The 25798-nt window shown below is 40.5% G+C and carries 19 protein-coding genes; 13 read left to right on the top strand and 6 right to left on the bottom strand.

Features of this window, described 5'->3' with window-relative positions; all coding sequences use genetic code 11:
* Window positions 1-20 precede the first annotated feature (20 nt).
* Window positions 21-2222, top strand: coding sequence for a KamA family radical SAM protein (locus tag ACRD69_RS16060; protein ID WP_430816131.1), 2202 nt, complete (start codon window positions 21-23; stop codon window positions 2220-2222).
* 31 nt (window positions 2223-2253) lie between these two features.
* The gene (locus ACRD69_RS16055) at window positions 2254-3033 is read left to right on the top strand and encodes a phosphatase PAP2 family protein (protein WP_430816130.1); all 780 of its coding nucleotides are present in this window, start codon (window positions 2254-2256) and stop codon (window positions 3031-3033) included.
* Window positions 3034-3200: 167 nt separating this feature from the next.
* On the opposite strand, the gene ACRD69_RS16050 is transcribed toward ACRD69_RS16055, so the two are convergent.
* Together ACRD69_RS16050 and ACRD69_RS16045 are read right to left on the bottom strand one after the other, a co-directional pair.
* Window positions 3201-3818 (bottom strand): GFA family protein, encoded by a 618-nt coding sequence (locus ACRD69_RS16050; RefSeq protein ID WP_430816129.1) that lies wholly within the window; start codon window positions 3816-3818, stop codon window positions 3201-3203.
* Between the two features lie 83 nt (window positions 3819-3901).
* Window positions 3902-5437 carry a DUF1254 domain-containing protein gene (locus tag ACRD69_RS16045; protein WP_430816128.1) on the bottom strand — a complete coding sequence of 512 codons (1536 nt, stop codon included), beginning with the start codon at window positions 5435-5437 and terminating at the stop codon, window positions 3902-3904.
* A gap of 854 nt (window positions 5438-6291) precedes the next feature.
* Between ACRD69_RS16045 and ACRD69_RS16040 the strand changes: the two genes are divergently transcribed.
* The 9 genes from ACRD69_RS16040 to ACRD69_RS16000 all read left to right on the top strand — a co-directional run bounded on the left by ACRD69_RS16040 (window position 6292) and on the right by ACRD69_RS16000 (window position 15866).
* Window positions 6292-7848: an acyl-CoA carboxylase subunit beta gene (locus tag ACRD69_RS16040; RefSeq protein WP_430816127.1), complete on the top strand. Its 1557-nt coding sequence runs from the start codon at window positions 6292-6294 to the stop codon at window positions 7846-7848.
* 14 nt (window positions 7849-7862) lie between these two features.
* Window positions 7863-8048, top strand: a complete 186-nt coding sequence (locus ACRD69_RS16035) for a hypothetical protein (RefSeq protein ID WP_430816126.1) — start codon at window positions 7863-7865, stop codon at window positions 8046-8048.
* Window positions 8049-8231: 183 nt separating this feature from the next.
* Window positions 8232-10139, top strand: a complete 1908-nt coding sequence (locus ACRD69_RS16030) for a pyruvate carboxylase subunit B (protein WP_430816125.1) — start codon at window positions 8232-8234, stop codon at window positions 10137-10139.
* Window positions 10140-10356: 217 nt separating this feature from the next.
* Entirely contained in the window at window positions 10357-11169 is an 813-nt protein-coding gene (locus ACRD69_RS16025) for a metallophosphoesterase family protein (protein WP_430816124.1), read from the top strand.
* Window positions 11170-11176: 7 nt separating this feature from the next.
* A complete protein-coding gene (locus ACRD69_RS16020; protein ID WP_430816123.1) occupies window positions 11177-11866 on the top strand; it encodes a hypothetical protein in 690 nt (229 codons plus the stop codon).
* Window positions 11867-12092: 226 nt separating this feature from the next.
* The gene (locus tag ACRD69_RS16015) at window positions 12093-12218 is read left to right on the top strand and encodes a hypothetical protein (protein ID WP_430816122.1); all 126 of its coding nucleotides are present in this window, start codon (window positions 12093-12095) and stop codon (window positions 12216-12218) included.
* 370 nt (window positions 12219-12588) lie between these two features.
* Window positions 12589-13869 carry a hypothetical protein gene (locus ACRD69_RS16010; protein ID WP_430816121.1) on the top strand — a complete coding sequence of 427 codons (1281 nt, stop codon included), beginning with the start codon at window positions 12589-12591 and terminating at the stop codon, window positions 13867-13869.
* 4 nt (window positions 13870-13873) lie between these two features.
* The gene (locus tag ACRD69_RS16005; protein WP_430816120.1) at window positions 13874-14740 is read left to right on the top strand and encodes a patatin-like phospholipase family protein; all 867 of its coding nucleotides are present in this window, start codon (window positions 13874-13876) and stop codon (window positions 14738-14740) included.
* 706 nt (window positions 14741-15446) lie between these two features.
* Window positions 15447-15866, top strand: coding sequence for a VOC family protein (locus ACRD69_RS16000; protein ID WP_430816119.1), 420 nt, complete (start codon window positions 15447-15449; stop codon window positions 15864-15866).
* A gap of 36 nt (window positions 15867-15902) precedes the next feature.
* Here the strand turns inward: ACRD69_RS16000 and ACRD69_RS15995 are convergent, their stop codons facing one another.
* The gene (locus tag ACRD69_RS15995; protein WP_430816118.1) at window positions 15903-17189 is read right to left on the bottom strand and encodes a metallophosphoesterase; all 1287 of its coding nucleotides are present in this window, start codon (window positions 17187-17189) and stop codon (window positions 15903-15905) included.
* Window positions 17190-17374: 185 nt separating this feature from the next.
* Complete coding sequence (locus tag ACRD69_RS15990; RefSeq protein ID WP_430816117.1) at window positions 17375-20362, bottom strand: TolB family protein; 2988 nt, start codon at window positions 20360-20362, stop codon at window positions 17375-17377.
* Window positions 20363-20757: 395 nt separating this feature from the next.
* Between ACRD69_RS15990 and ACRD69_RS15985 the strand changes: the two genes are divergently transcribed.
* Window positions 20758-21084, top strand: a complete 327-nt coding sequence (locus ACRD69_RS15985; RefSeq protein ID WP_430816116.1) for a hypothetical protein — start codon at window positions 20758-20760, stop codon at window positions 21082-21084.
* Window positions 21085-21200: 116 nt separating this feature from the next.
* A complete protein-coding gene (locus tag ACRD69_RS15980; protein WP_430816115.1) occupies window positions 21201-22250 on the top strand; it encodes a nucleoid-associated protein in 1050 nt (349 codons plus the stop codon).
* Between the two features lie 129 nt (window positions 22251-22379).
* On the opposite strand, the gene ACRD69_RS15975 is transcribed toward ACRD69_RS15980, so the two are convergent.
* Both ACRD69_RS15975 and ACRD69_RS15970 read right to left on the bottom strand, forming a co-directional pair.
* Window positions 22380-23132, bottom strand: coding sequence for a creatininase family protein (locus ACRD69_RS15975; RefSeq protein WP_430816114.1), 753 nt, complete (start codon window positions 23130-23132; stop codon window positions 22380-22382).
* A 149-nt stretch (window positions 23133-23281) separates the two neighbouring features.
* A complete protein-coding gene (locus ACRD69_RS15970) occupies window positions 23282-25699 on the bottom strand; it encodes a S9 family peptidase (RefSeq protein ID WP_430816113.1) in 2418 nt (805 codons plus the stop codon).
* Window positions 25700-25798 lie beyond the last annotated feature (99 nt).

Raw genomic sequence — 25798 nt, 5'->3', positions numbered from 1 at the left:
TCCTTTATACCCCAAGTACTATGTCAACATCCAATCACCAACTCGACCGTATAGCTATTTCTGTTAAGTCACACATGCTGCTCAGGCAATTGCTACGCGAAAATCCCATACTCGAAGAAATTATGCGTAATGCCAGAAATGAAACAGAGGTTCTGGTTGGTGTTCGTAACTGGGTGCTTGATGAGATTAAGAAGAATAAGGATGCATATCAATTTTATAAGCGTGAAGCCCATGGCAGGGAGGCCTTTGAAAAGCTGAGTTGGAAAGACTTTGCTGCTATTCGAATTTTAGATTATATTGATAATGCCGGCCGTGAATTTGAAGATCTGAATTTAAGAGGTGAACTAGCCATTAGTAATCCTATTCATCTTATATGGCTTGCTGTCACAAACGGAACTGGCGGCGCCAAACCCTTTTTCTTCAAGGATATGCTAATGCTGTTTAAACAGTTCAGAGGCGAATATAAGCGCTCTATCCCATCGCGAGAACAGGTTGAGAAGTGGATGGATCGCTGGAGTTCAGGTTTGGACCCACGGATTGTTAAACTACGTGAAGAGAACAAAGAACGTATACTTAAGATCATTATCCGGATAATTGATTCGGGCGAATTAAGTGATGGTCGCTTTGTTTTCAAGGAAGGCTTGTCGAAGGAGCAAAAGTATCTGCAGGCGCTTGACTGGTGGGATAATCATTTGTTTCATTTGCGATTTGCTGTGCGATCGCCCGATCTCTTAAATGAAATGCTTGACAATTCGCTGGACCCCGATACCATGAAAGTTCTATATGAAGCAGCCGGCAAGGGAATTCCTTTCTTTGTGAATCCATATTACCTGTCACTATTGCATGTACGTGTACCTTACTTTGCAGTAGGAGCAGACCTGGCTATTAGGCATTATGTTATTTACAGCCAGAAACTGATTGATGAGTATGGCAATATTGTTGCATGGGAGAAAGAAGATACCGTAAAACCCGGCGAACCAAATGCGGCAGGCTGGTATTTGCCAAATGAGCATAATATTCACAGGCGGTATCCGGAGGTGGCTATTCTTATACCTGATACCATGGGACGCGCGTGTGGAGGTTTGTGTGCTTCGTGCCAGCGTATGTATGATTTTCAACGTGGTAATCTCAATTTTAACCTTGATAAATTAAAGCCCGGGCAAACCTGGGATGAAAAGCTGGTTTCATTACTGGACTATTTTGAAAAGGACTCACAATTGCGCGATATTTTAATTACGGGCGGAGATGCACTCATGAGCTCGGATAAATCACTTGAGAAGATACTGGACCGGGTATATCAAATGGCGGCCAATAAAGTGGAAGCTAACAAGGCCAAAGGTAATGGTGATAAATATGCTCATTTTGTACGTATCAGGCTGGGGAGTCGCTTGCCTGTCTATATGCCCCAGCGTATAACACCTGAGTTGGTCAATATATTGGGTGATTTCAAAAAGAAAGCATCAAAAATAGGTATTAAGCAGTTTTTTATGCAAACGCATTTTGAGTCGCCAATGGAAGTTACTCCTGAAGCAAGGCAAGCTATTAAGTTGTTAAACTCCGCGGGATGGACAGTTACTAATCAGCATGTCTTTACTACAGCAGCCTCAAGACGGGGGCATGCCGCCAAGCTTCGCAAAGTATTGAATGAGATCGGCGTTATTAATTACTATACCTTTAGTGTGAAAGGCTACATGGAGAACAGCTTTAATTTTGCCACTAATGAACGCGCAGTTCAGGAGCAAATGGAAGAGAAAGTGATCGGCAAAATTCCAAAGCAGTATTACGACATCATTAAGGAATTTCCCAATGACGCCGGTGCCATTGAACAGGAAATGGCCAAGCTGATGCAGGAGAGTGGTTTACCGTTTTTGGGAACTGATCGTAATGTGCTGAACCTACCAGGGGTTGGAAAGAGTTTGACATTTAGAACGATAGGCATTACCCGTTATGGGCGTCGAATTCTTGAGTTTGAACTGGATCACACCCGCAATCATAGTCCTGCCATGAAGCAGATGGATAAGGTGATTATAATTGAATCCAAATCCATTAGTGAATACCAACGCCAGATGGAAGATCTGGGTGAGGAGTTTAAGGATTATGAAAGTATCTGGGGGTACTCAATTGGTGAAACCGAGCAGCGTATTCCGATTTATGATTATCCTGATTATGACTATGAAGTAACCAGGCAATATACTAACCTTAGGGAGGAGGCTAAGGCGTAGAGCGAATCTGATAAATTAGAATGATTATGTTATGAAAGCCAGAATTAAGCAACTACTTATTATAGCACTCATTTGCTTATTGGTATTGGCCAGTACTTTTCTATTGCCTTTTGGATTTTCGGCGATTCATGATGGTATTGCAGCTGCTTTCTGGCTGTTTATCTCAGAAACGGGTGGTACGATTGGAGTGGTAATAATAACCCTTGTCTTTTGTGTTTTGGTCAGCTGGCATAATAAAGGTTGGAAGCGTAAGATGCTGACGATTGTTTTGTCTTTGGTAGCTTTTTCTGTGGTGCTGGGATTGGTGGCACGCCTTAATGAGTTTTTTATTAAAGAGCAGCTTAAGGTTCAGCGTCCCAATATTCAGTATCTGTCATCAGATAAAGGCTTTGATAGTGATGAGTTTTACGCCCATGAAAGTAAGGAAGAGAGACGACGCTACCTGGTGTTCTTTTTAAGAGCCAATGCAGAAGAAATAAGTTTTAATGACGAAGCCTTGCATCCAAAAGTGTTGGAGCATTGGGGCCACGAAACAGGTTATTCTTTTCCATCAGGTCATTCATTCAATGCCTTTTTAATGGCTACTTTAATGGCGTATATTGTGCTGTTTGTTTATTCCGACTTCAGGAGACGGCGTTTTTTTATTTTGCCCTTTGTATGGGCCACCATGGTGGCTCTGTCGCGGGTTATACTGGGTGTACATTCGCCCCTGGATATAAGTTGTGGTGCAGTACTGGGTGTAATTATAGGATTTTGTATAATCAAAATGCACTTAATTGACAGGTTGTTGAAGCAGAAAACAGCATGTTAAAAGGGTGTTATCCCCTAAAGGGAATAACACCTTTTTAGTGTTAGGTATTTCAATGCTGTACGCTCATGAATTAGTTCGAATTCATGGTGTCTATACCTCTTCTTATGCCTTCTATTGCCCTTTTGAATATCCAATTGGGGATATTTCTTAGCTGATCATAGGCTTTATTAGTCTTTTGATTCTAATTTTTCTTCTAATTCATCATACTCCAATCGTATAATTTTAAGTTCGGCAGGTTGCATAGCCCAAGGATGACCGTATGCCTCAAATCCAGAAATGACTGGCGCCGGAAATGATGGGTCTGTTAAGGTTCCTAACGCAATGCCAATAATATCTGGTGCGGCATCAATCTCCCAGTAAACGGTTGTGCCACATGTTGGGCAGAAATGAAATGTGGCTCCGCCGCTATCGCAAGAACGATAGTTAGCCTCTTGTCCTTTCTCATTTGGAAACCTCCATGCTGTAGATTTGCCCTCGATTTTTAAATTATTCTTCGGAAACCGACCTTGTATGCTGAAAGCAGAACCTGTCCTCATCTGGCATGAGTTGCAGTGGCACAAGGTACGTCTCTTGGGGGTGGGGCCGTTGTATGTTATACTAAGCTCTCCACAGCGACATGAAGCCTTGTGGGTTCTTACTATAGTATCCGGTGCTGATGTAACATCAATAATATGATTTTTATCGCTAGTAGGTTTGTCTACTGTTATGGTCGTTTGGGAATTACAATCTATTGTTACCAATAGAATTATCCCAATAAACCATGTTGTATAAGTATAGGTCTTCATTATTGTTTAATTTAGGTTATACAATAGCTTTTTAATTCTATACTCTTAAGGATTTTTGCCTTTGTATAATTATGTTTTAACGATTATTCTACCAGCACTGCATCAGAAGGATACCATTCGTTATCAAACCATGACTCCAGGGGACCGTAGAGCCTGAAAATGGTATTCCAGCCTTTACCAGGAATAGTTTGTACCCAATTATTTTCCATTCCTTTGGGTGCTTCGGGGCCAATGTAGATATCCCAGCTGCCATCAGCATTCTGCACTAAACCTTCTTTATTGTTATCAATGCCAGGGAACTGCTGGTCGGTTTGTAACATAGAGCGTGTTTGATTATCATAGATGGTGAAAGACCAGAAGTCTTTCATCGGCGGATTAGCCGGTAGATGAAATTTATATGTTTTGCTGCCGTCAAAGGTGTTGCCATCAGCATCCGAATAGGCAATAGCATATTGCGAACCTTTACCTATAATCTTCATGGACATAGCAGGCGTTATACCGGTTGCGTAAAAGTGAAACGCACTTCTGGCATCCAATAGTCTTACTCCTTCATGTTCAAATAAGTAACTTTTGTAAGCTAGTGGATTCAACCATTGTGTGCCTTTAAACTTGTACAGGTATTCTGAACGCGGTTTAGCCATTTGTGTCCGCACGATGGCAGCACCGATCTTTGCAGCTTCATCTAAAATTTTCTGCATACGGGCATCAGGCTGAAAGGCTTGTCCCTTTTTAATGCCTATGGCGGCCAGTGAGCCTAATAATTCAGGGTTTTCACCAATTAATGGTTCCGACTGAACCACGGCATTGATTTCATTAAAAATTTCAGCATCCATACGGTGGATGGTATTAATTGATTTTCCTGAAGCATTAATGAAATTCATAGCCGGAGGGTTGTCTTTCTGTGAAAGCGGGTAAATCCTAACACTTGCTTTGGTGGCGTCAACCGCTGGTTTTGGACTGCCGTCTTTTTGAAAGCCGCGCCAAATAACCCAATGACCATAGGTATTGGTTGTATACGTGTAATATCCTTCGGGTACTTCTCCTTTATAGCCTGGAGGAAGTATCAGAAATTTTCCTCCTTGCGCTTTGTCTGGTCCTAAGCGTCCGAAATCAGCGACATACTTAAACCAATGGTCGTCAATTATTCCTAGCACATCAGGCGGTGTTTCAATCACCATTGGTTCATCACCTAGTTCCACCCACGACATCATATAGACAGAGGTGGTATTGGCAGTTAGGAAAAAGGATTTGGAATCCATCAGGTCTTCAAACAAAATGGCTGTGGAATTGGCCGGGCCCAATTCCAGGATGCCTCTTTTAATGGCTTCCATTGATGCGATATGAATGCCTTTTACAAAAGCGTCAACCGCATTGTGTAAATCAATATAGTCGTATACTTTATCTGCTGTTGCGGGATTAGGTACTCCATCGAAAAACTCTAAGGTTCCCAGGTTGTCTGAATTCAACACATTGGGAGTGACAATACCTTCCGGAATTGCAGTAGTCATTTTCATTTTAGCTGGTGCGCGCTCTTCATCTTGTATTTTAGATTCAGGTGAGCTGCAGGCAGCTGCAGTTAAGCATAGTAACGCGACAATAAGGTTTGGTAAATTTCTCATTAGATATAATTTTAGGGGTTGATTTGTCTATAATTCACTTTTAGTATTCTTGTGAGATAATAGAGATAAGTGTGTAGTTCTGGCATAGTATTTACGTGTTGTGGTATTTAGTCAAAAGAATGTAATTGTTCATTGTCATAATTGGCTTGTTATCAGAATGCTTTATCAAGTTACGTAATTTTTCAGATAATTGCTCTGAATACTGCTGAAGTGGTTTTTAGTTGTTCTTATTCAGGTTATTACATGTGGTTGAGAGAAGCAGTTGGAGTGCATAAGCCATTTTTGAACCTGGTATGACATAACACTTTTTTAATACAATAACATTGACACTATGCCCAATGTGATTTGTAGTATTGGATAATGGATTGGCGTAAATAGTAATCCCGTAGGGTGAACAAATATGGCTCAGACAATCTTTTTATTAATAGAAAATCTCTGAAAAAAACTGCCAGTCACTACTTGACTTTGAGTCCATGTAACTGCTATATTAAAAACTGACATTGAGTAAGTTGCTGATGTGCGTTTAACGTCATGCGGCAAATCCTTGCTTTGGCATGTATTAGAAGGTATTAGGCTGCTCTTGCTGTTGTTTTTATGATGTGTCTGTTTGTAAATGCATGATTTAAAGTTGTTTTAGGTGGTTTGCTTTTAATTTATAAGAATATAAAACTCTTAAAACTCTTATTGTTATTTATTCGGTATTGTCCAGTTGTAAATTCTTAATTAAAGAAATAATTCGTGAATTTTCATTTTTTTAACATTTATATAGCCAACTTATCACTTGTAGTATATATTTTTGGCGGCATAAAAGACAATTAAAGAATTTTTGGTGTAATTGTAAAGTATCTGTATTTATGAAAGTATCTGAAAAGATTGAGCTACTTAAAAAGAAACGTGAAGAAGTCCAGAAAATGGGCGGTGACGCACGTGTGGCTAAACATAACGAAAAGGGCAAACTTTCAGCTCGTCAGCGTTTAGATCATCTTTTTGACGAAGGTAGCTTTAGGGAGGTAGACATGTTTGTTGAGCACCGCTCGGTAAACTTTGGTCTTGAAAAAATTGAAATCCCTTCTGACGGTGTAGTTATCGGTCACGGTTTAGTTAACGGTCGTCCTGTATTTGCCTATTCTCAAGATTTTACTTCACGCGGAGGTTCTCTTGGTGAAATGCATGCAGCTAAAATCTGTAAAATTATGGATTTGGCAGTTAAAGCAGGTGCTCCTGTTGTAGGCCTAAACGATTCTGGTGGTGCCCGTGTTGAAGAAGGAGTTGATGCCTTAAAAGGTTACGGTGAAATCTTTATGCGTAACTCACGTGCATCAGGTGTTATTCCTCAAATTTCGGCTATCATGGGTCCTTGTGCCGGTGGTGCTGTGTATTCTCCTGCTATGACCGACTTTATCTTTATGGTAAAGAAAAAGAGTCACATGTTCATTACAGGTCCTAACGTAATCAAAACTGTAACAGGCGAGGAAACTACCTTAGAAGATCTTGGTGGTGCAATGGTTCACAATAGCAAGAGTGGTAATGCTCATTTTGCCTGCGACAGCGACGAAGATACAATTGATGCTATTAAGGAATTACTGGAGTTCTTGCCAAACAATAACCTTGAAGAGGCTCCACAAATCCCTATGGGTGATGACCCGGCACGTATTTGTGAAGAGTTAGATACAATTATACCAGATGATCCTAAAACACCATACAACATGGTGGATATTATTGAGTCGGTACTTGATAATGGTGAATTTATGCAGGTGCATGAGCACTATGCAGAGAACGCTATTGTTGGTTTCGGTCACTTAAACAATCGCTCTGTTGGTATCATTGCTAACCAACCAATGATTCAGGCAGGATGTTTGGATATCGATGCTTCGGATAAAATTTCTCGTTTCGTACGTACCTGTGATGCTTACAATATCCCGATGATCACCTTTGTTGACGTACCAGGATATTTACCAGGTGTTCAGCAGGAGTGGGACGGTATTATCCGTCACGGTGCCAAGTTATTGTGGTCGTATGCTGAGGCTACTGTACCTAAGTTTACAGTAGTTACCCGTAAAGATTATGGTGGTGCATACCTGGCAATGTGTTCTAAGCCATTGGGTGCCGATATGGTATTTGCATGGCCATCAGCCGAGATCGCTGTAATGGGAGCTAAAGGTGCTGTTGAGATTATCTCGACTTACCGTAAGCAAATTGCAGAGGCTGAAGACAAGCAAGCTATGACAGACGCTAAGATTAACGAGTACGAAGAGGCATTTAACGTACCTTACTTAGCAGCTAAGCGCGGTTATATTGATGATGTTATCCTGCCAAGCGAAACTAGGCAGCGCCTGATCGACGCCATGGAAGTGATGTCGACTAAGACAGAGGTGTTACCTCCTAAAAAGCACGGAAACATTCCATTGTAAAAAACGATTGTACTATGACAGCAAGAGAAAAAAAGAGAAAAGCGGCAATGATTGCAGTAGCTTATTACCTGGAGCAGGAAGCAGCTAAAAACAATGAAGGAAAAGCTGTGAACTCATGGAAGGCTGCCGGTAAAGAGGTTATCATGAGTAACAGGGCTATGGTACAACGTCGCGGTCGTTTGTTACGTTCTCGCGCTTAAGGTTAAGTAAAGTAGTTTAACAGGCAAAAGGCAGAGTTAAAGCAGTGCCAAAGAAGAGGTGAGACTCCGATGACTATCGGGGGAGAGGTGAAAATCTTTCAGTTCGACAGTTCATTTCTTTAATAATTCGATAAGAATTTCAGGCACGACGCGCTTTGCACTAAGCACTAAAAAAAGAAAAAGATGAATTTCGATAAGCACGGAGCATTAGAAATGGCTCCACTAGAGTTTGGCGCTGACCGTCCAAAGGCAGCCAATCCAATTAAAATTAACGACGTTAGTTTACGTGACGGACACCAGTCTTTATTTGCAACACGTGGTCGTACAGAAGATATGTTGCCAGTTGCTGAGATGATCGACAACGCAGGTTACAACGCTGTTGAAACATGGGGTGGTGCAACTTTTGATACAATGCACCGATTTTTGGCTGAGGATCCATGGGAGCGTCTGCGTACCCTGAAAAAGCACATGCCTAAAACTCCATTCTCAATGCTACTTCGCGGACAGAATGTGGTAGGCTACCGTAACTATGCTGATGATGTGGTAGAAGCTTTCGTTCAGCGCGCTATTGATAACGGTATGGATATCTTCCGTTGTTTTGATGCTTTGAATGACTTCCGTAACTTCGAAACAGCAGCTAAAGTTATCAAAGACAACCAGAAGCACTTCCAGGGTGTTGTATGTTATACATTGAACCAGCCTCGCTTAGGTGGTGATATCTATAACATGGAATACTACATCAATAAAGTAAAAGAGTTATTAGAGTTTGGTGTTGATTCTATCTGTATCAAAGATATGGCTGGTTTGATCGCACCTTACGATATCTATAATCTTGTTCGCGAGATCAAGAAAATTACTGATACGCCTATCAACCTTCACACACACTTTACTTCAGGTATGGGTGACTTAGCTATCTTCAAAGCTATTGAAGCTGGTGTTGATATCGTTGATACATGTATCGGACCTTACGCTTACCGTACGTCTCACGCGGCTGTTGAGCCTATTATCATGTCATTGTTAGGTACTAACCGTGATTCAGGTATGGATATCAACAAGATCACTGCTATCTCTGATGAGATGGAGAAATACATACCTAAGTACAAGCACCTGGATAACAATCCTAAGTACGCTACTACTGATATCAATGTATTGCTTCACCAAACTCCGGGTGGTATGTTGTCTAACCTGGTTAACCAGTTGAAAGCAATGGATGCTTTGGATAAATTACCTGAAGTATTCCGTTTATTACCAAAAGTACGTAAGGACCTTGGTAACATTCCTTTGGTAACACCTACTTCACAAATCGTTGGTGTACAAACAGTAAACAACGTATTATTTGATTCATACGAAGGTGAGTATGCTCAGATCACTAAAGAGGTAAAAGACCTTTGTTACGGATTGTATGGTAAAACAACTGACCCGATCAATCCTGAGGTTCAGAAGAAAGCATTGAAAGATTACCCTCGTGGAGAAGAGCCTATCACTGTTCGTCCAGGTTCTATACTTGAGCCGGAACTGGATCAGGTGAAAGATGAATTCTCTGGATTAGCGCAGGATATCGATGATGAAGTATTATGTGCTTTATACCCTGTAACCGGTAAGCGCTTCCTTAAATGGAAATACGGTAAGGAAGAGGTTCCTGCTGAATTCAAAGCGAAGACCATGGAGCAGGTAGAGAAAGAAGAAGAGTTGGTGCGTAAAGCCTTATCTGGTGAGTTAACATCAAAAGGTGGTTCAGGTGCTACTCGTGAATTGGAAGTTAAGGTTGACGGTGAAGTATTTACTGTTGAAATTAATGACCCTAACGCAGCTGCAGCTCCTCGTGCCCGTCGCGGTAAATCAGGTGGTGCTAAAGAGGTTGAGTCAACAGGTAGCTTAGTTGCTCCAATCCCGGGTATGATTGTTGAGTTCAAAGCAAAAGTTGGCGATGAGGTGAAGGCTGGCGATACCTTGGCTGTTCTTGAAGCAATGAAGATGATGAACAACCTTGATGCTGCTGTTGACGGTGTTGTCAAGGAGATCAAATTCGATTCAGGTGATTCAGTTGCTAAAGGTGATGTGTTAATGGTAATTGAGCCGGCAGAAGCATAGTAACTAAATCCAATACAATATACTCCAAGAATTGAGGCAGACCTTTTGGTCTGCCTTTTTTTTGTTTTCACTTCATTCCTCCTAATTGTCATTTCATCCATCACTTTTAGGCATTCGGCAATATTAGTTGCCATAGTACGATAGGAGTGCCTAAATTTGTTAACGTTATTGTTGCCATCGAACCAGATGGCCGCTTAATATGTTAACCTAAATGATGATGAACCCAAATATAGATTGGCGAGCACTGGCAAGCGTATTATTCATTGTACTTGCAGTTTCTTCATGCGAAGAAGTGATCGAGTACAGTCCTTATCAAAACATTGTTAAGTCAAAATGGAAGAAGCAAAACATCAGTAACTACAATAAATTGCTTCCTGCAGCCAACGAGCCCTTTGAGCCTTTCAGGATTGGTCTGATCGCCGATTCTCATAGTTATTATGATGAGTTTGAAGATCAGGTTAAATACATCAATACACGCGATGATTTAGACTTTATCGTGCACCTGGGTGACGTTACCCTGAGTGCCAATGCGCGTGAGTATGACTGGTACAGCGATATTATGAATAAGATCAATATACCGGTTCTCACGCTTATAGGAAATCACGACTGCCTGGGTAATGGTTATGATATTTATACCGAGATGTTCGGTGAATCCAATTTTTTCTTTGAATATAAAGATGTTAAGTTTGTAATGTTCGATGATATCATATGGGAGAAAAAGGTGCAGGATCCGGATTTTGAGTGGTTTGATAATGCACTGGCTAATGATTCTGAATACAAATATGTTCTTCCGTTTGCACATATTCCACCCTGGGATGATCAGTTTTCCATGGGTAACGAGTATTTATACAATCAGATTCTCCTGAAGCATAACCTGGATTTATCAATCCATGGGCACGGTCATAGCTACCGTTACGCACAACCGTATGATGACGTCAATTATTTATCAATACCATCTCCTGAAAGATATCAGTTAATAATTTTAGATGTTCAGGCAGATACTATTAAGCACGAGGTAATTAAATACTAAAATTAGAATGACAGAAGTTATAAAATATCGTTTCCGGTATATCGTGCTGATAGGTTTTGTTCTGCTTAGTGTCTTTGATTTGAAGGCGCAGACTGATGACGTGGACACCACAAAGAACGATATGCCTAAAATGCTCGAAAAGGCCTATCGGGAAAGGACTGCTATTATTAAAAAGGACACCATTACCTATCGCCACCGCTGGTTTATGCCAGGGCAGTACAAACTGCAGTATGCCGGTAGCATTGGTTTTATGTCCATTGGTTTTGGCTACGCCATTACTCCAATATATCAGCCGGCCTTATTCTTCGGTTACTTAAGTGAGAATTTCGGAGGTAGCAAAAACAGCGTTGTCAGTATTTCACTAAAGAATAGTTTTTATTTTACGAAGCAGCCATTATTCAGGTATTTCAGACCATATGGTGGCCTGTCTGTTACCTGGGGGAATACCAATAATACGTTTAATCGTTTACCCGACTATTACCCCAAGGAGTATTATTTTCAGAATAAGATACATTTCTACCCGTTTTTGGGAGGAGAACTAAAGTTTGCACTTAATAACCGTTACTTTGACGGAGTAGGTGTTTATACCGAGTTTTCAGCCATGGATGCTTATTTACTGGAAGCCATCCGAACTAAATATGTAAAACCACACATGGCCTTATCTATGGCTGTAGGTGTGACGTTTTACCTTCGTTAGACATTTCTTTTCATAGGTGAGTATAGTCATCTATAGCTCATAATTAGTAAGTAGAAAGGGTTGTATTCAACGGAATATAACCCTTTTAATTTGAGTAATAAACAGTGTCTTAGTCCTATTGATGGCTAAATCATTGCAAACCCTAATCTTTGTTAAAGACTGTAAACCTCCACCTCTTTGGTACTGCTATTGTCTGTGTACCGGTATTAATTTTAAGAGAAAAGCCATGATACCAATTGAAATTTTTCTTGTTACTGTTGCAGTCATTGTTAGTGGAACCATCTTATTAGCAGGACTTGAAACGATCAACCAATACAAACCAAAGCTTCTCAATTGTTTCCTGATGGTGTAACATCATTATAGATAAGGTTAACAGGGGGCGATAAGCCTAATGTATACCGCTTGCTGTTCAGGTAATACAAAAATATTCATGACCAGCGCTTTGATTGAAGCAGAAATTAGGCGAAACACAATTGCTATATATGTCAAAAGAGACATGGTTTAGTTAAATAAGCGTTAAAAATTGCTATATCATTCCAATAAGTATCGAAAGCATAATTGTTTCATCGGGCTTTTTTTTACTTTTAGTGTCGGTCTGGTGCTTAATGGCTGTTCAGTATATGTTTTACTCTACAGTTTTTACCGCTTGAATAATTGAGAATTGTCTGAAGCCAGGCATTTTACCTGTTAATATTTTGAAATGAAGGCATAACATATAACTCATGAAAAAAACACGCATACTTTTAATAGTTCTGATTATCATTATCGGTCTCCTGGTCGGCAATTGGGTTTATGGAAATATTCTGTCCAGAAAAGTCGAATCGCATCTTGAGAAACAAATTGAATTGCTTTTTGATGATGCAGAAGTAAATTTCGAAAAAATAAAGGTAAACCCCTTGTTATCGAGACTTGAGTTTTACGGCTTAAGTGTGCAGACTAATAATGGCCTTGAATTGTTGCGTAGCTCCGAAGTAAAGTTGGGAATGCCATATTCTGAAGCCATGCGCTTGTTGAAATCCAATAGCTTTGATGAGATAAAAACATTTAGCGTGTACTTTATAGATGCTTCAGTATATATTGAAAATGCAGACGATAATTTATTGGTTGATGAGTTGTTTTTCTCTTTCAAGGGGCATCTGACAAAAGAAGATATAGATCAGCTGGATTTTAAATTCCCAGATAAAAAACAAGCAGTTAAAATTGATGCCAGAGGTCTTAGTTTTGCTGAAACCCCATGGATGGATGCCCTTGGCTTCTCGGCAGAACAGATCAGAAAATTCAATAAGGTGGACAAGCTGACTGCCAGTCTGAATTATCATCCCGGCAAAAACCAGCTTAAACTAAATGACCTGCAATTGCACTCGCCGCTGGTATCTTATTCATCAGAGGGCTTGTTGCGTTTCGAGAATGAAGGTCTTAAAAATATGAAGCTAACTCATTCATATTCAGCCATGGAGATGCAACTGAATGATAAGGGTGTTGAATGGGGCGATGCAGAAACAAATGGTAAATTCAGTCTTGATAATTTATACCTGAAGATGGAAGGGGATATCACCTATAAAGATAGTGTGCCGGAAATCAATTCCCAGACCACACAGTTATTGATCGAAAATCTGTCGGTGGAGTTTGATGGAGCCAAAAAGGCACAGATGGAAGCCCAAACGGCCTTATTGGGATTGGAAATGGATAAACTAAGCATCAAAAAGTTAGCCATCCAGTCAGAAATGACCAATAATGAATTAATTATCAGTGAGGGGGAGTTATTATCAACACTCTTGAATGCTGATCTTAAAGCTAAAATAAGAGTCAATACATCCGATCACAAATCTTCACAGATTGAGAAGGCCACTTTAATTGTAAGTGATCTCGTTCCGGGAATTGAGAATGCATTGACAACATTTGAGTTAATGACAATGCAATCATTGCCTCGTAAAGGTAAAAGCATTGTTTTGGAAATGAGTGGTGAACTGGCACGACCAACTATTAAAGGATTAAGATACTAGAAGATTGGAATATAAAATAAATGGAACCGGTCTGGTTCTCGAAGGCGGAGGATTTCGTGGTATATTCTCTGCCGGAGTAATGGATTATTTTCTTAAACGTAAACTGCATTTTTCATATGCCATTGGTGTATCAGCCGGTGCCGCCTATGGTATATCTTACGCGTCGCAACAGTTTGAACGTAACCGCGTGGTTAATGAAAAATATACTGCCGATCGAAGATACATGGGTTGGGGTAACTGGCTTAAATCAGGTAACCTGTTTAATCCTGATTTTATTTATGATGAGATACCCAATCAACTGGTTCCATTTGATTTTAAAGCCGCTTTTAACTCCTTTTGCGATTTCAATATTGTCGTCACCAATGTTGTCAGCGGTGATGCCGAGTATTATTCTGCCAAAGAGCTAAATAAGCAAGAGCTGCTGAGTACGGTGCAGGCTTCAGGCAGTTTACCCATGGTATCGAAAATGGTCCGTTTAAAAGGGGGCTTGTACCTCGATGGAGGCATTGCAGATTCCATTCCTGTACAGCAGGCTTTTAATAGTGGTTGTAAAAGAGCGGTTGTTGTCTTAACACGAAATAAAGAATATAGAAAAGAAGCAGCCAGGTTTCAATGGCTTATTAAGGCAAAGTATGCCAAATACCCCAGGCTGGTTGATAAAATCCTGACGCGTGCCCACAACTATAATGCAACACTCGATGAACTTGAAAGGCTGGAGGAGGAAGGCCGTGTTTATATTATCCGACCTAAAGCACAGATGACCGTTTCGCGAATAGAGAATAATCCGGAAAAACTGGATAAACTCTACCAGCAAGGGTTTGATGAGATGCATGACGAGTTTGAAAAGCTGCTCAGCTGGCTGAAAGGATAAATGTACTTTGCAGAAGAATTTTCCTGAATCAATCTTAAAATATAGGATTAGCCCTCCCGGTAAAACATAAGCTTGCCGATTGGCCAATGGATAAAATACGATGATAGCAGATTACAAGCAGTTCTGATAGCAGGTATATAACGCACATAAATTTAAGGAAACAATTCTGTTAGGATTGTTTTGAAATTCGCTTGCCTTAAAACGAAGCTAAAACGTAAAGATATTTAGTCGAAAGACCGGGTATGCCCCTTTAAAAAGACCGCTAGCACCTTAAAGAATCGTTATGCATGCCGCCTAAGATTATACTTAACAATAATGTGTCTTTGAGAGTTGATCTTATCCCCATTTGAACAAATTCAGGCAGGAAGGTTTTTTCGGAAAGTCCTGAAATTTCTTCGGTAAATCGATGGGTGTTCTTCGGTAAGTCTTTGGGGCTTCTTCGGAATTTCTTCGGAACCGCTTCGGGTCAACCTCGCTGTCAGCGAGGTTGATCCCGAAAAAGACCCCTGTTTGCTACCGGGTAGGTACCTCTTTGATAGTAAGCTGTCTTGTCTTGTTGGTTCACTATTTTGATAAATAGACAAAGGCTGATCAGACCTTGTTGACTCAAGATATTTCCATTTGGACAAGACTTCTTCACATTAATCAGACTAAGCTGCTTCACTTTATGAGTGATAAACCATAACTTAGGGCTAAATGATCAATTATGAGTAAAAAAGTTAAAGGTATTGGAGGTATATTTTTCAAATGTGAGAGTCCTGAAAAGATGCGAAACTGGTACAAGCAGAACCTGGGCCTTGTGACCAATGAATATGGTTCTCTGTTTGAATTCAGAGAGTCGGATAAGCCTGACCAAAAGGCCTACGCGCAATGGAGTCCTATGGCTGGCGACACCACCTATTTTGAGCCATCAAAGAAGGAATTCATGGTTAATTTCAGGGTTGAAAACATAGAAGCTTTGGTAGAAGAGCTTAAACAGGCTGGTGTCACCATTTGTGATGACATTGAAACCTATGAATATGGGAAGTTTGTTCATATTCTTGATCCCGAGAATAACAAAATCGAGTTGTGGGAACCTGTTGATTCTGTTTTTACAAAGATGTATGATGGAGAAACTACAAAATAGCCATGTAATAAGGCCTTAAAGGCATTGATTGGTGACTTACATAGGGTCATTGCCAATTGGCCCGCGTGTGAGTTCGATAATGGTTATTTCAGGTGGCATACCAACGCGGGCAGGCATACCCAAATAACCTAAACCGCGATTCACATACAGGAACTTGTTGCCTTCGTTGTATAAACCGGCCCAGCGACGGAATTTGTATTTAGCAGGACTCCACTGGAAGTTTTTAAACTCAATGCCAAACTGCATGCCATGTGTATGTCCTGCAAGCGTCAGGTCGTAGTTATAGCTCTGTTTTACTTCTGCATCCCAGTGATCAGGATCATGCGATAATAATAGCTTAAAAGGTATGTTTTCGGTGCCCTCTGAAGCCTTTTTCAGATCGCCATATTGCGGAAATGGAGGATGGCCCCAGTTTTCAACACCGGTAACAACGATCTCTTCACCATTTTGTGCGATGGTCCTCGATTGGTTGTTTAGGAGCTTAAAGCCTAAACGTCCGTGAGCTTCTTTTATCTGACGTAAATTATTACTCTTTTCTTCCGCAGATGACCATTTTGAATAATCACCATAGTCGTGGTTACCCAGGATAGAGTATTTGCCGATGCGTGCATTCAGCTTTGAAAAGACCTTTTCCCAGCCAATGGTTTCTTCGTAGAAATTATTCACCAGATCGCCAGTAAAGCATATTAAATCAGGATGCTCGTCGTTGATCAGCCGCACAGCTTCTTCCATTTCTTCATAGTTGGAATTTAAACTGCCCAGATGCAGGTCAGAGATCTGAATGATCTTAAGGCCGTCAAAAGACTCTGGTAAATTCGGGAACGATAGTTTTGTGTAGCGCTTGCTAAAAGCAAATCGTCCTTTCATTACACCAAACAACAAGGATACAAATGGTAATGACGCCATTACAATACCCACCTGGCTTAAGAATTTTTTACGTGATATAGTAGGGTAGCGCCCTTCATTCATCTTTTTAATTTTCCCGTCACTGGAAAATTTATTCTTCACCTTTATGGCCCGGTGTGTTAATTTATATCCCAGGTAATAAAACAACTTTGGCAGATAAACAGCCAGGTAACTCACCAGTAGCCATTGAAAAACGACATAGGTAAATGCTGTGCCGGTTGTTTTGATAATGGCAAAAATGGTTGAGAATGCTATGATGAAAAATGTTGGAATACTGTAAAACCAAAAAGATCCTAAAGGAAAAGCAAAGTAGTTAATTCGTTTGTCATCATCAGAATGAATCAAACGATGCAATAAGAAGTCAATTAAAATTGTAAAAACCACAAACCCCACAAAAGCTCCCAAACTGTATTTCATTCGTAATTTTTTCGTTACTACTAAAAAACTCCTGGTCCCGGTGTCTTGTTACGCAAGAATAGTGCAAAGGTTTTATATATCAACCCTATATAAACAAATTTTAAGCTTTTTTATTATTAAACCCGCATCAGGATTAAACTTAAAACATCAGATGGAGCCATTTGTTCATGACTGTCAATTGCCGCTTATTTTCCTACAACAATACCTGCTAAACCCAATGAAAACAGTACTTCATGATAATGTTCCCTGCTGTCATGAAGATAGGCGTAACGGTAGCCCATGGTCACAGGAAATACAAATCGCAAGGGATGTAACTCCGCTCTTATTTCAGTTCCCACAGAGCGAAAATCGCGTTCTCGCGTTATCCAGTTTTCAGTTTCTGTTTCCTGAAGGTCTATTGTCGTATGGGAATAGTCAAAGAAAAGATTGGTCGTAATTCGTTTCAGGTACAGCACACCCGGTATGTTAAAATCAGGATTGGCAAGCGGTAATATGTAATCGGCTTTAAACGAATATAGTTCATCATTAGATACGCTGTTTACACCACGTGGAAACCTGGCATAGTCTGAGAATCCCCTGTAGAAATTGTAGGTTGAGCCATCCTGAGGCACGAAATCGCCACGTTGCTTTGAGTGCCAGTCGTTATCTATGCGAATGGCATGGTGACGTCCAATGCCCGGGAAGTACAGACGCGTATGAATGCCAAAGATGCTACCATAATCCCAGCCATTAAAAGGTGTATTGCGGTATTTTAACTCAGCCACCTGTCCCCAACGGGTTGATACATCACGTTGCGTGGTTCTTAATAAATTATAGGCGAAAAGGGAGTAATCCATTGATGTTATATCTATACCATCAGCCCTTTGTGTCTCTACCCGATCAGTGACATATCTGCCATCTTCAACAATAGGCAGGCCATCATCACCCAGTTTAAGGTAATACCGGTCGTATTTAAAATCATCAGACACCTGGTAGGTTAAACCCACAGATGGCTCAATAAATCTGATGTATTTTCCCCTTGTCAGGTTTAAAGGTAACTTCATTTCGAAGTCCAGAAGATAGTGATTGGGTTTGGCATCATAGATATTGACATACCAGTCATTTTCATTAAGGTAGGCACCCTCAATGCTTTCATTTCCTGCTTTGAATTCCAATTCAAAAACCGGCCACCAGGCACGGTACGACAGGTTTAGGTTGAACTTTTCACGCGAGTATTGTTTGTCGGCATTATATCCGGCTGTGATGAAAGTTGTTCCTAACAGGTTTTGCGACATAGCACTAATGCCGGGTGTAAGTTCAGTGTTATCTATGTTAATATAAGCCGGTGCCCAGCTGTGGAAGTTGAACAGGTTCCATTTCGAGTATTTTTTGGAACTGTAAGCCAGTGTATCAACTTCTTTTAATGGGGGGAGTCCTTTTTCGTCTTTTTGCAATTGTTTGATCAGGGCTTCGTTTGGCAAATCATGTGCTTCATATGCCCTGGCTTTAATCGTATCGATGCCTGCCATAGCGACCAGGTAACCATCGGAGCTGTAGTTCTGATAAAATAACTGCCCTTCACGTATGGAAGAGTATGCAGCGCCGAATTCTGATTCTGTTAACTTCTCCATTTTACCACCTGCCAGTGGCACCCGATACAGGTTTTCCACACCATTGTAGGAGCCGGTAAAATAAACATGTTGTTTGTGGAGCTTAGGAAATCGTATTTCAGTATAAGTTGGAGAACTGATACTGGTCCATTGCTCACTCCCGGGATCCAATGTCTCAATGCTTTTCCCTGCTTTCGATAACAGTATCAATACTAATTTATTTCCCTGGCTATCCCATGAAGGGGTGAAAGGGTAGGCATTAGCGGGAGTTGCTATTTCTTTTATTAACTGACCTGTTTTCGCATTCAATAGGTGAATACTAAATTGATTGCTTAAGGAAGTGTTGGTAATGGCAATGGTTTGTCCGTCAGGAGACAGGGCAGGAGCCTTGTAACGGCCGGTTCCATTGATCTTTGTTTGTTTACCTGTATTGATATCCAAGGTGCGAACAACTGAAAAGTATTGATTTTCCCAGCGGGGGTGTCGTTCCAGCTCTGTCCATACTATGGTGTTATTGGCATATGAAAAGGGCTCACGGTTTCGCGTTCCCGTGATCAGTAGTTTTTCCTCTTCACCTGTTGCCATGTTTATTCTTGCAAAATGATTCAGTTCTCCCGGTCCGTTAATTTCTGCAATAAGCTCGTTATTGTTTACCGGAGTGGGGTAATTGTAATTTTTGTACCTGTCATCTCTTGCCGTTATAATACGATGAGTGTCGGGTGTTATTGAATCATTAAAGTGCTGCCAGCGCTGACGCCATTCATCATAGACCTCATTGTATAATGGGACTTTGTTTTTGCCGCTTACACTTTTAATACCTCTGTTAAATGGTGTTATTGACCAGCTTTTACGCCCAGATTCATCCAGTGCCCTTTCCCAGACGTCAGCCCCGTATTTGAATCGAGCCCCGGCGACATATAAATAGCCCATGTGGTAATGATTGGGAACATAATCTTTGTAGGAGCCAAAATAGGCTTTGTCGTAATGATAAATCTGTTTTTCCAGCACCTGGGCTTTGGTTTCCTGTTCAAATGAGGGGCGACGGCCACGACCGGCCTTGCTAAGCGTTGTTTCTGTCACTACGGCATCACCTTCGAGAAACCACAGAGGGGCATATAATCCCAATACTGCTCCAATGGCCTGCTGTCCAAATGGTATTGTCAGAAATTTGGTGAATCCTTTGTTTAGTTTATCAATTTGGACCACATGCCTGAATTCATGAATAGCCAGTTGCTCTAACCAATCCTGTGCAAACATATCCTGGTGTGGTGTCGGGTATATTTCCATGCGCTTGGGAGCCCATGACACAAAACCGTTGGAGTAAGCAGTTTTTGAGTGGATAAGTACCTGTATTGGTTTTGGAGTGTGTTCCAAACTATAGCTGCCATATTCATAAAGAGAGTCCAGCATGGCGATAAAGCGCTTGGCTTCACCTTCAAATTCTTCGGGATAAACGACTTTAAAGGTTTCTGAATTAAGCTGTCGCCAACGGGTGTTGGCAGGATCGGCACCTGAACTATAATATTGAGCTTTTATAGAAAGTGATAAAAACAGTAATATGATGATTGCCAGACTTTGTCTCATAGTCGATAGTTAATTCTTTGCTTATAAAAGTAAAGGAAATTTGTAAGAACTTGTTTAAGCTGTTTTAATAATGCGGGAAAATTACCTTTATCAATATGTTAAAGGAATCAAACATTTATTCCTCTTTACCTGTGTGTTGACTGGCCAATGACTTCATTGTTTAAGCTGTAGATCAATCGAATTGAAAGCATTATTATCTGAGTTTTAATTTCACCTTATATTGTTAGGCAAATGCTTTGTGACAATTGCCCTGCCTTAATAATTAAAGAATTTTTTAGTTATTTAAATTGATTCTAAAACGCTTCTGTGGTAACTTACAAACAGATTGATTTTAAAATGATTACCGACTAATTAATTTTGACCAATTATAAATCTACACCTAAAGGAGTATAGCCATGTCACAAGTCAGTTTTACATTCACCGTTATGTTGGACGAGAATGAATTTATCCGTGTTGATGATCATTTGTATACAACCCGTTGTTCATTGCAACGTGAAGAGCCAAAAATTCACATGATTGATAACTGTTGCCTGGAAGTATTAAAAGAGTTCGAAGGCGAATTAACCCAACCCATGGTTGAAGAGTGGTTGCTGCTGTCAAAAGCCCTTGATCAATCATGTAGTTTTGAAAGTAAGTGGGATGATAAGAAGATAATACAAGAACTAATCTCTGGATCAGAGCATCCTGTATCGTGGTATGCTGCTCATTGCAGGGTTAGCTAAGTTTAACTTTTCATGGACGGTAACAGCTGCAATAACTTGGTTATTGCAGCTGTTCTTTTTTTGAAAAGTGTTATTTTCGTGAGCTATATTTTAAGCAAGTAATTAAAAACAAGAAAATGATTGATTTTACACAGGCTACCATTCAAAATATCATTGTTCACCACATTGGCTGCAGGGCCGAGGCTGAAGAGATCCGTTTTTCAAAGGGCGAATTACAATTGCACGATGATGAAATGGTAATAGAGGTGCTAAAACAATACTTTTTCAAACCGTTTAAAACGGAGGCTTATTTTAATTTTCACCATGAAGAGAGTATAGAGCAAAACCTGATGTTTGGCCTTGTTGATACTATTTTTAATAGTCCGGCTCAATTCTATGATAATTCTATTGCCATTGCCAATCACTTGTATGAGCAATCTAACCACCCTAAAATAAAAGGGGGTGAGTTTTACATGGTATTGTTCAATAACTGTGTAATCGATGGTGAAATAGTTGATGCACTGGGTATCTTTAAGTCTGAGAATAAAGATACTTTTTTGAAGGTGATGCTTCGTGATAACAACTTTGAACTGGGAGCACAGGAAGGAATTAATATTAAAAAGTTGGATAAGGGATGCCTTATTTTCAATACAGAGAAAGATTTAGGCTATAAAATTTGCTCTGTTGATAACATCAACAAGGGTAATGAGGCCCACTTCTGGAAAGATGATTTTCTAGGTCTGAAGCCGCGCGAGGATAATTATTACTTTACCAATAATTACCTACAGATGTGTAAAGGATTTGTGGGAGAGGTGTTTAATGAAGAAAATGATGTGGAACGACCTGATCAGGTTGATATGCTAAACCGTTCCATGGACTATTTTAGTAAGCATGCGGCTTTTGATGAAAAGGAATTTGAGAAAGAAGTGATTCGTCAACCTGAGGTGGTTGATGCTTTTCAGGATTACAAAAACTTCTTTGAATCGGAGAAAAACATGCCATTGCAAGATAGCTTTGACATATCGAAAGATGCTGTCAAGTCAGAAAAAAAGCACTTTAAGTCAGTGTTGAAGCTAGATAAGAACTTCCATGTTTACGTTCATGGTAAACGTCAGTACCTCGAAAAGGGCTTTGACAGTGCACGTGGGCTGAAATTCTATAAGCTGTATTTTGAATACGAAGAGTAGGAGTATGTGAGGATGTTGGGATGTTAATTTCCTTGTTAAGCAAGCTGATGTATTGTGTAAAAAAAGGGTTCAACTATAAATAGCTGAACCCCGATATTTTTATCTCACAGGAGATATATGCACCTTCTTCTAGTATCCATAAAACTCATCCAATGGCGTTTGTGCCAGTTCGTGTAAAAACTGACTAATCACCTGGCACAGATCGTTGAAGAAACGTTCGCCTTTTTCGGAACTGGCCTTGCTTGGATTACCAACGCCGGTATCATTACTCACTTTGGTCCATTCTCGTTCGGCCCAGGCCCAGCTTTGGTTAAGGGCTTTTACTTTAAAGGCCTTGCTTTGTCCATTTCCTGCTTCAGAAAGAGGTTTGACTAATTCAGGGTATAAATACATCATCAGGCTGCTTTCTGTTTCATCGGCATGATCACCTGGCTGAGCAAAATATTTGGCGGCATCAAGTGCCTGAAACCAATTGCAGGTTAATAGCTTTTTACCAGGAAATTCCATTCCCAGTTCCCGTATGATCGTTTTAAAATCATTACCGCCATGGCCATTAAATATCAGCAATTTATCACATTGCTTAAAAACAGATGTGGCCACATCTTTGATAATTGCCTGCTGCGTTGAAGGCAGCATATTAATGACAAAAGGAATGTCTGTTTGACCGGTATTAACACCGTAAGGAATCTCAGGTAATATCAGGACCTTTACTCCCTTGTCGTTAACCAATTGTGCGGCTTGTTTAATGATAACGCCGTTTTGGTAGTTGTCGGTTCCATAGGGTAAGTGGAAGTTATGTGCTTCTGTAGCGCCCCATGGCAGTACAGCTAAATCAAATTGGTGTTTATTAATGTCCTGAAGAGTGAGTTGTTCAAGCAGCATACTTAGAGGTATTAAAAATATGAGGGTGTGAAAAATTAAGTTTCACGCAAAGGTCGCAAAGTATATGGTGATGTTATTCAATGCTTTGCGACCTTTGTTTTTTGCGTTCTTTGCGAGAAGTGTTTTGTTTTACACAGCTCAGCTTATTATTACTTTTTATTTTTAACGTACTTATCGAGCCACTGGTCTTGTTCCCATAGCATATGAAGAACAGATTCGCGGGCACGATAGCCATGACTTTCCGAAGGTAGCAGTACCAGGCGAACCGTTGCTCCCAAGCCCTTTAAAGCATTGAAGTAACGTTCACTTTGCATGGTGTATGTACCTGAGTTATTATCTTCAACGCCATGGATAAGCAATAAAGGATGCTTCATTTTGCTGGCGTTCATAAATGGTGACATGGTATTGTAAATATCTGGCGCTTCCCAATAATTACGCTCTTCGCTCTGGAAGCCAAAAGGCGTTAATGTGCGGTTGTAGGCACCACTTCTGGCAATTCCGGCTGCAAACAGATCGGAATGAGTCAACAGGTTAGCGGTCATAAAAGCACCGTATGAATGTCCGCCAACGGCAACACGCTCCCTGTCAATAAAACCTTGCTCATCTAAATAATCAATGGCTGCTTTGCCATTGGCCACTAACTGCGGAATAAAAGTATCATTCGGTTCTTCGTCTCCTTCACCAACAATTGGGAATGAAGCATCATCAAGAACAGCATAACCTTTCATTACCCAATAAACAGGAGAGCCATACCATGGATAGATAAACTCATTGGCTGATGTTGTTACCTGGCCGGCACTTTGCTTGTCTTTGTATTCGGTAGGGTAGGCCCACATAATCAACGGTAAGCGCTCTTTATTATTCATGTCATAACCAGCCGGTAAATACAAGGTTCCTGATAGTGGCAACCCATCTTCACGCTCATATTTAACCAGTTCTTTATGAACACCGGCCAAGCTTTTAAACGGATTTTCAAACTGTGTAACAGGACGCGGAGCTTTACGTGATTTGATGTTTCGTAAGTAATAGTTAGGGTAATCAGTAGGCGACTGAACGCGGGTTATAACCTGCCCTTTTCTGATGTCAATAATTTTAGAAATAGTCTCCAGTTTATCTTCATTGGAAGCCTGGTACAAGCGTACCGTTTTTTTAGAAGCCAGGTTCATTTTATCAATAAATGGTTTCTGACCTTCTTTTGAGTAACCGTCTCCTTCAAGGTATACATCGCCTTTGTCCAGCACCAATACACTTCGGTTGTATTCGTTACGTTCTGTAATGAAGTCACCCGGGTCATTGTACCTGTCCTGGTAGTTTCTGTCATTCAGAATTTCTGGCGTTTTAGCTGCGTCAGACGGATTGAAAAGATATGTTTTTGTATTACGGGTATTCCACCAGTAGTCATATCCGATGGCAACATCGTCGTTACCCCAGGTGATGCCACCAAAACGATTGATTGATTTGAAGATCGATTTAGGCTCAGCGGTGAATGGTGCAGCAAGTTCAAAAACTTCATCACGGTATTCCACTTCAACTTCAGGGTCACCTTTGTCAAGAACCTCAGCCCAATATATGGTGGCGGGTTTATCGGCGCGCCATGCTATATTACGCTTGCCTGTTCGTTCGGCCATAAAACCTTTTGGTAACTCTTCAATCAAAGGAACTTTCTCAATGGTCTTAACCTTTTTACCGGCTTTGTCCATCAATACATATTCCGTTGGGAATCGACGGTAAGGAACGATGTATGAAAAGGGTTTGCTAACGATTGATACAATGGCATAATTTCCATCGGGAGAGAAGCTGATACTGCGGTAAATGGCTTTAGGAGCCCAATCTTTAACTGTTCCATCCAATGAGATAACTTTCAATTCTGATTCAGCCAGTTTAGTGAAGTTATCTTCATCAACCTTGTCTTTTAATAAATCCTGGTAAGTTCTGTTTTGTGCTTTCTGGCCTTCATTAACCGAAACGATTGGTCCTGAAGGTATCGCCGTGCTTTTGTCAGTCAAAGGCTCACGGTTGGCCGGCATCATGCGCACAACAATACTGCTGTTGTCCTTCATCCAGGTAAAAGGACTGCCTAAGTTACCGTTTAGAGTTGCCTCTGTTAGTTTATGAGCAGTTGAGTTGGCAATATCAATGTACCATAACTCTGTTCCGTTTGCCACCGTATTGGTAAAAGCCATTTTGCTCTGGTCGGGCGACCAGGAGAAGTTGGCAAGGCGGGCTTTGGTTGGCATGCCCTCAACTTCTGTAATATCACCTTTTTTATGCATCAGCTTAATGTTGTTGGAAAAGCGGGTGCGCGACGAAACATTGGTGATAGGGTTGGTACGTATACCTCCCAGCTTTATCTCTTTTTCAGAAAGCTCACCTATACTTTTGTACTGATTACGATAGATTAAAACAATAACAGAGCCGTCGTCGTTAATGGCTGTTGAGGGAGGAAGCGGTACATCCGCCAGATCCATTATTTCTTTAGATGGTTCCTGGTAGGTAAGGTCAACCTGTGCATAGGGTGTAAAACAGGCAAAAATTAATAATGTAAGTAATAAATTGATGTGTTTCATATTAGTTATGGGTTTAAAATACGTCGGAACACAAATAGACGCGTAGATTAATAAGTTGTAATGAACAGTTAAGTTAGTATTAATACTCTAACTAACCAA

This window comes from Carboxylicivirga agarovorans (assembly GCF_050589845.1).
Classification (GTDB): Bacteria; Bacteroidota; Bacteroidia; order Bacteroidales; family Marinilabiliaceae; genus Carboxylicivirga; species Carboxylicivirga agarovorans.
This window is presented reverse-complemented; position numbering and strand designations above follow the sequence as displayed.

Coding starts and splice junctions, on each gene's coding strand:
- ACRD69_RS16060 (WP_430816131.1), top strand. CDS start 21: ATGTCAACATCCAATCACCAACTCGACCGTATAGCTATTTCTGTTAAG.
- ACRD69_RS16055 (WP_430816130.1), top strand. CDS start 2,254: ATGAAAGCCAGAATTAAGCAACTACTTATTATAGCACTCATTTGCTTA.
- ACRD69_RS16050 (WP_430816129.1), bottom strand. CDS start 3,818: ATGAAGACCTATACTTATACAACATGGTTTATTGGGATAATTCTATTG.
- ACRD69_RS16045 (WP_430816128.1), bottom strand. CDS start 5,437: ATGAGAAATTTACCAAACCTTATTGTCGCGTTACTATGCTTAACTGCA.
- ACRD69_RS16040 (WP_430816127.1), top strand. CDS start 6,292: ATGAAAGTATCTGAAAAGATTGAGCTACTTAAAAAGAAACGTGAAGAA.
- ACRD69_RS16035 (WP_430816126.1), top strand. CDS start 7,863: ATGACAGCAAGAGAAAAAAAGAGAAAAGCGGCAATGATTGCAGTAGCT.
- ACRD69_RS16030 (WP_430816125.1), top strand. CDS start 8,232: ATGAATTTCGATAAGCACGGAGCATTAGAAATGGCTCCACTAGAGTTT.
- ACRD69_RS16025 (WP_430816124.1), top strand. CDS start 10,357: ATGAACCCAAATATAGATTGGCGAGCACTGGCAAGCGTATTATTCATT.
- ACRD69_RS16020 (WP_430816123.1), top strand. CDS start 11,177: ATGACAGAAGTTATAAAATATCGTTTCCGGTATATCGTGCTGATAGGT.
- ACRD69_RS16015 (WP_430816122.1), top strand. CDS start 12,093: ATGATACCAATTGAAATTTTTCTTGTTACTGTTGCAGTCATTGTTAGT.
- ACRD69_RS16010 (WP_430816121.1), top strand. CDS start 12,589: ATGAAAAAAACACGCATACTTTTAATAGTTCTGATTATCATTATCGGT.
- ACRD69_RS16000 (WP_430816119.1), top strand. CDS start 15,447: ATGAGTAAAAAAGTTAAAGGTATTGGAGGTATATTTTTCAAATGTGAG.
- ACRD69_RS15995 (WP_430816118.1), bottom strand. CDS start 17,189: ATGAAATACAGTTTGGGAGCTTTTGTGGGGTTTGTGGTTTTTACAATT.
- ACRD69_RS15990 (WP_430816117.1), bottom strand. CDS start 20,362: ATGAGACAAAGTCTGGCAATCATCATATTACTGTTTTTATCACTTTCT.
- ACRD69_RS15985 (WP_430816116.1), top strand. CDS start 20,758: ATGTCACAAGTCAGTTTTACATTCACCGTTATGTTGGACGAGAATGAA.
- ACRD69_RS15980 (WP_430816115.1), top strand. CDS start 21,201: ATGATTGATTTTACACAGGCTACCATTCAAAATATCATTGTTCACCAC.
- ACRD69_RS15975 (WP_430816114.1), bottom strand. CDS start 23,132: ATGCTGCTTGAACAACTCACTCTTCAGGACATTAATAAACACCAATTT.
- ACRD69_RS15970 (WP_430816113.1), bottom strand. CDS start 25,699: ATGAAACACATCAATTTATTACTTACATTATTAATTTTTGCCTGTTTT.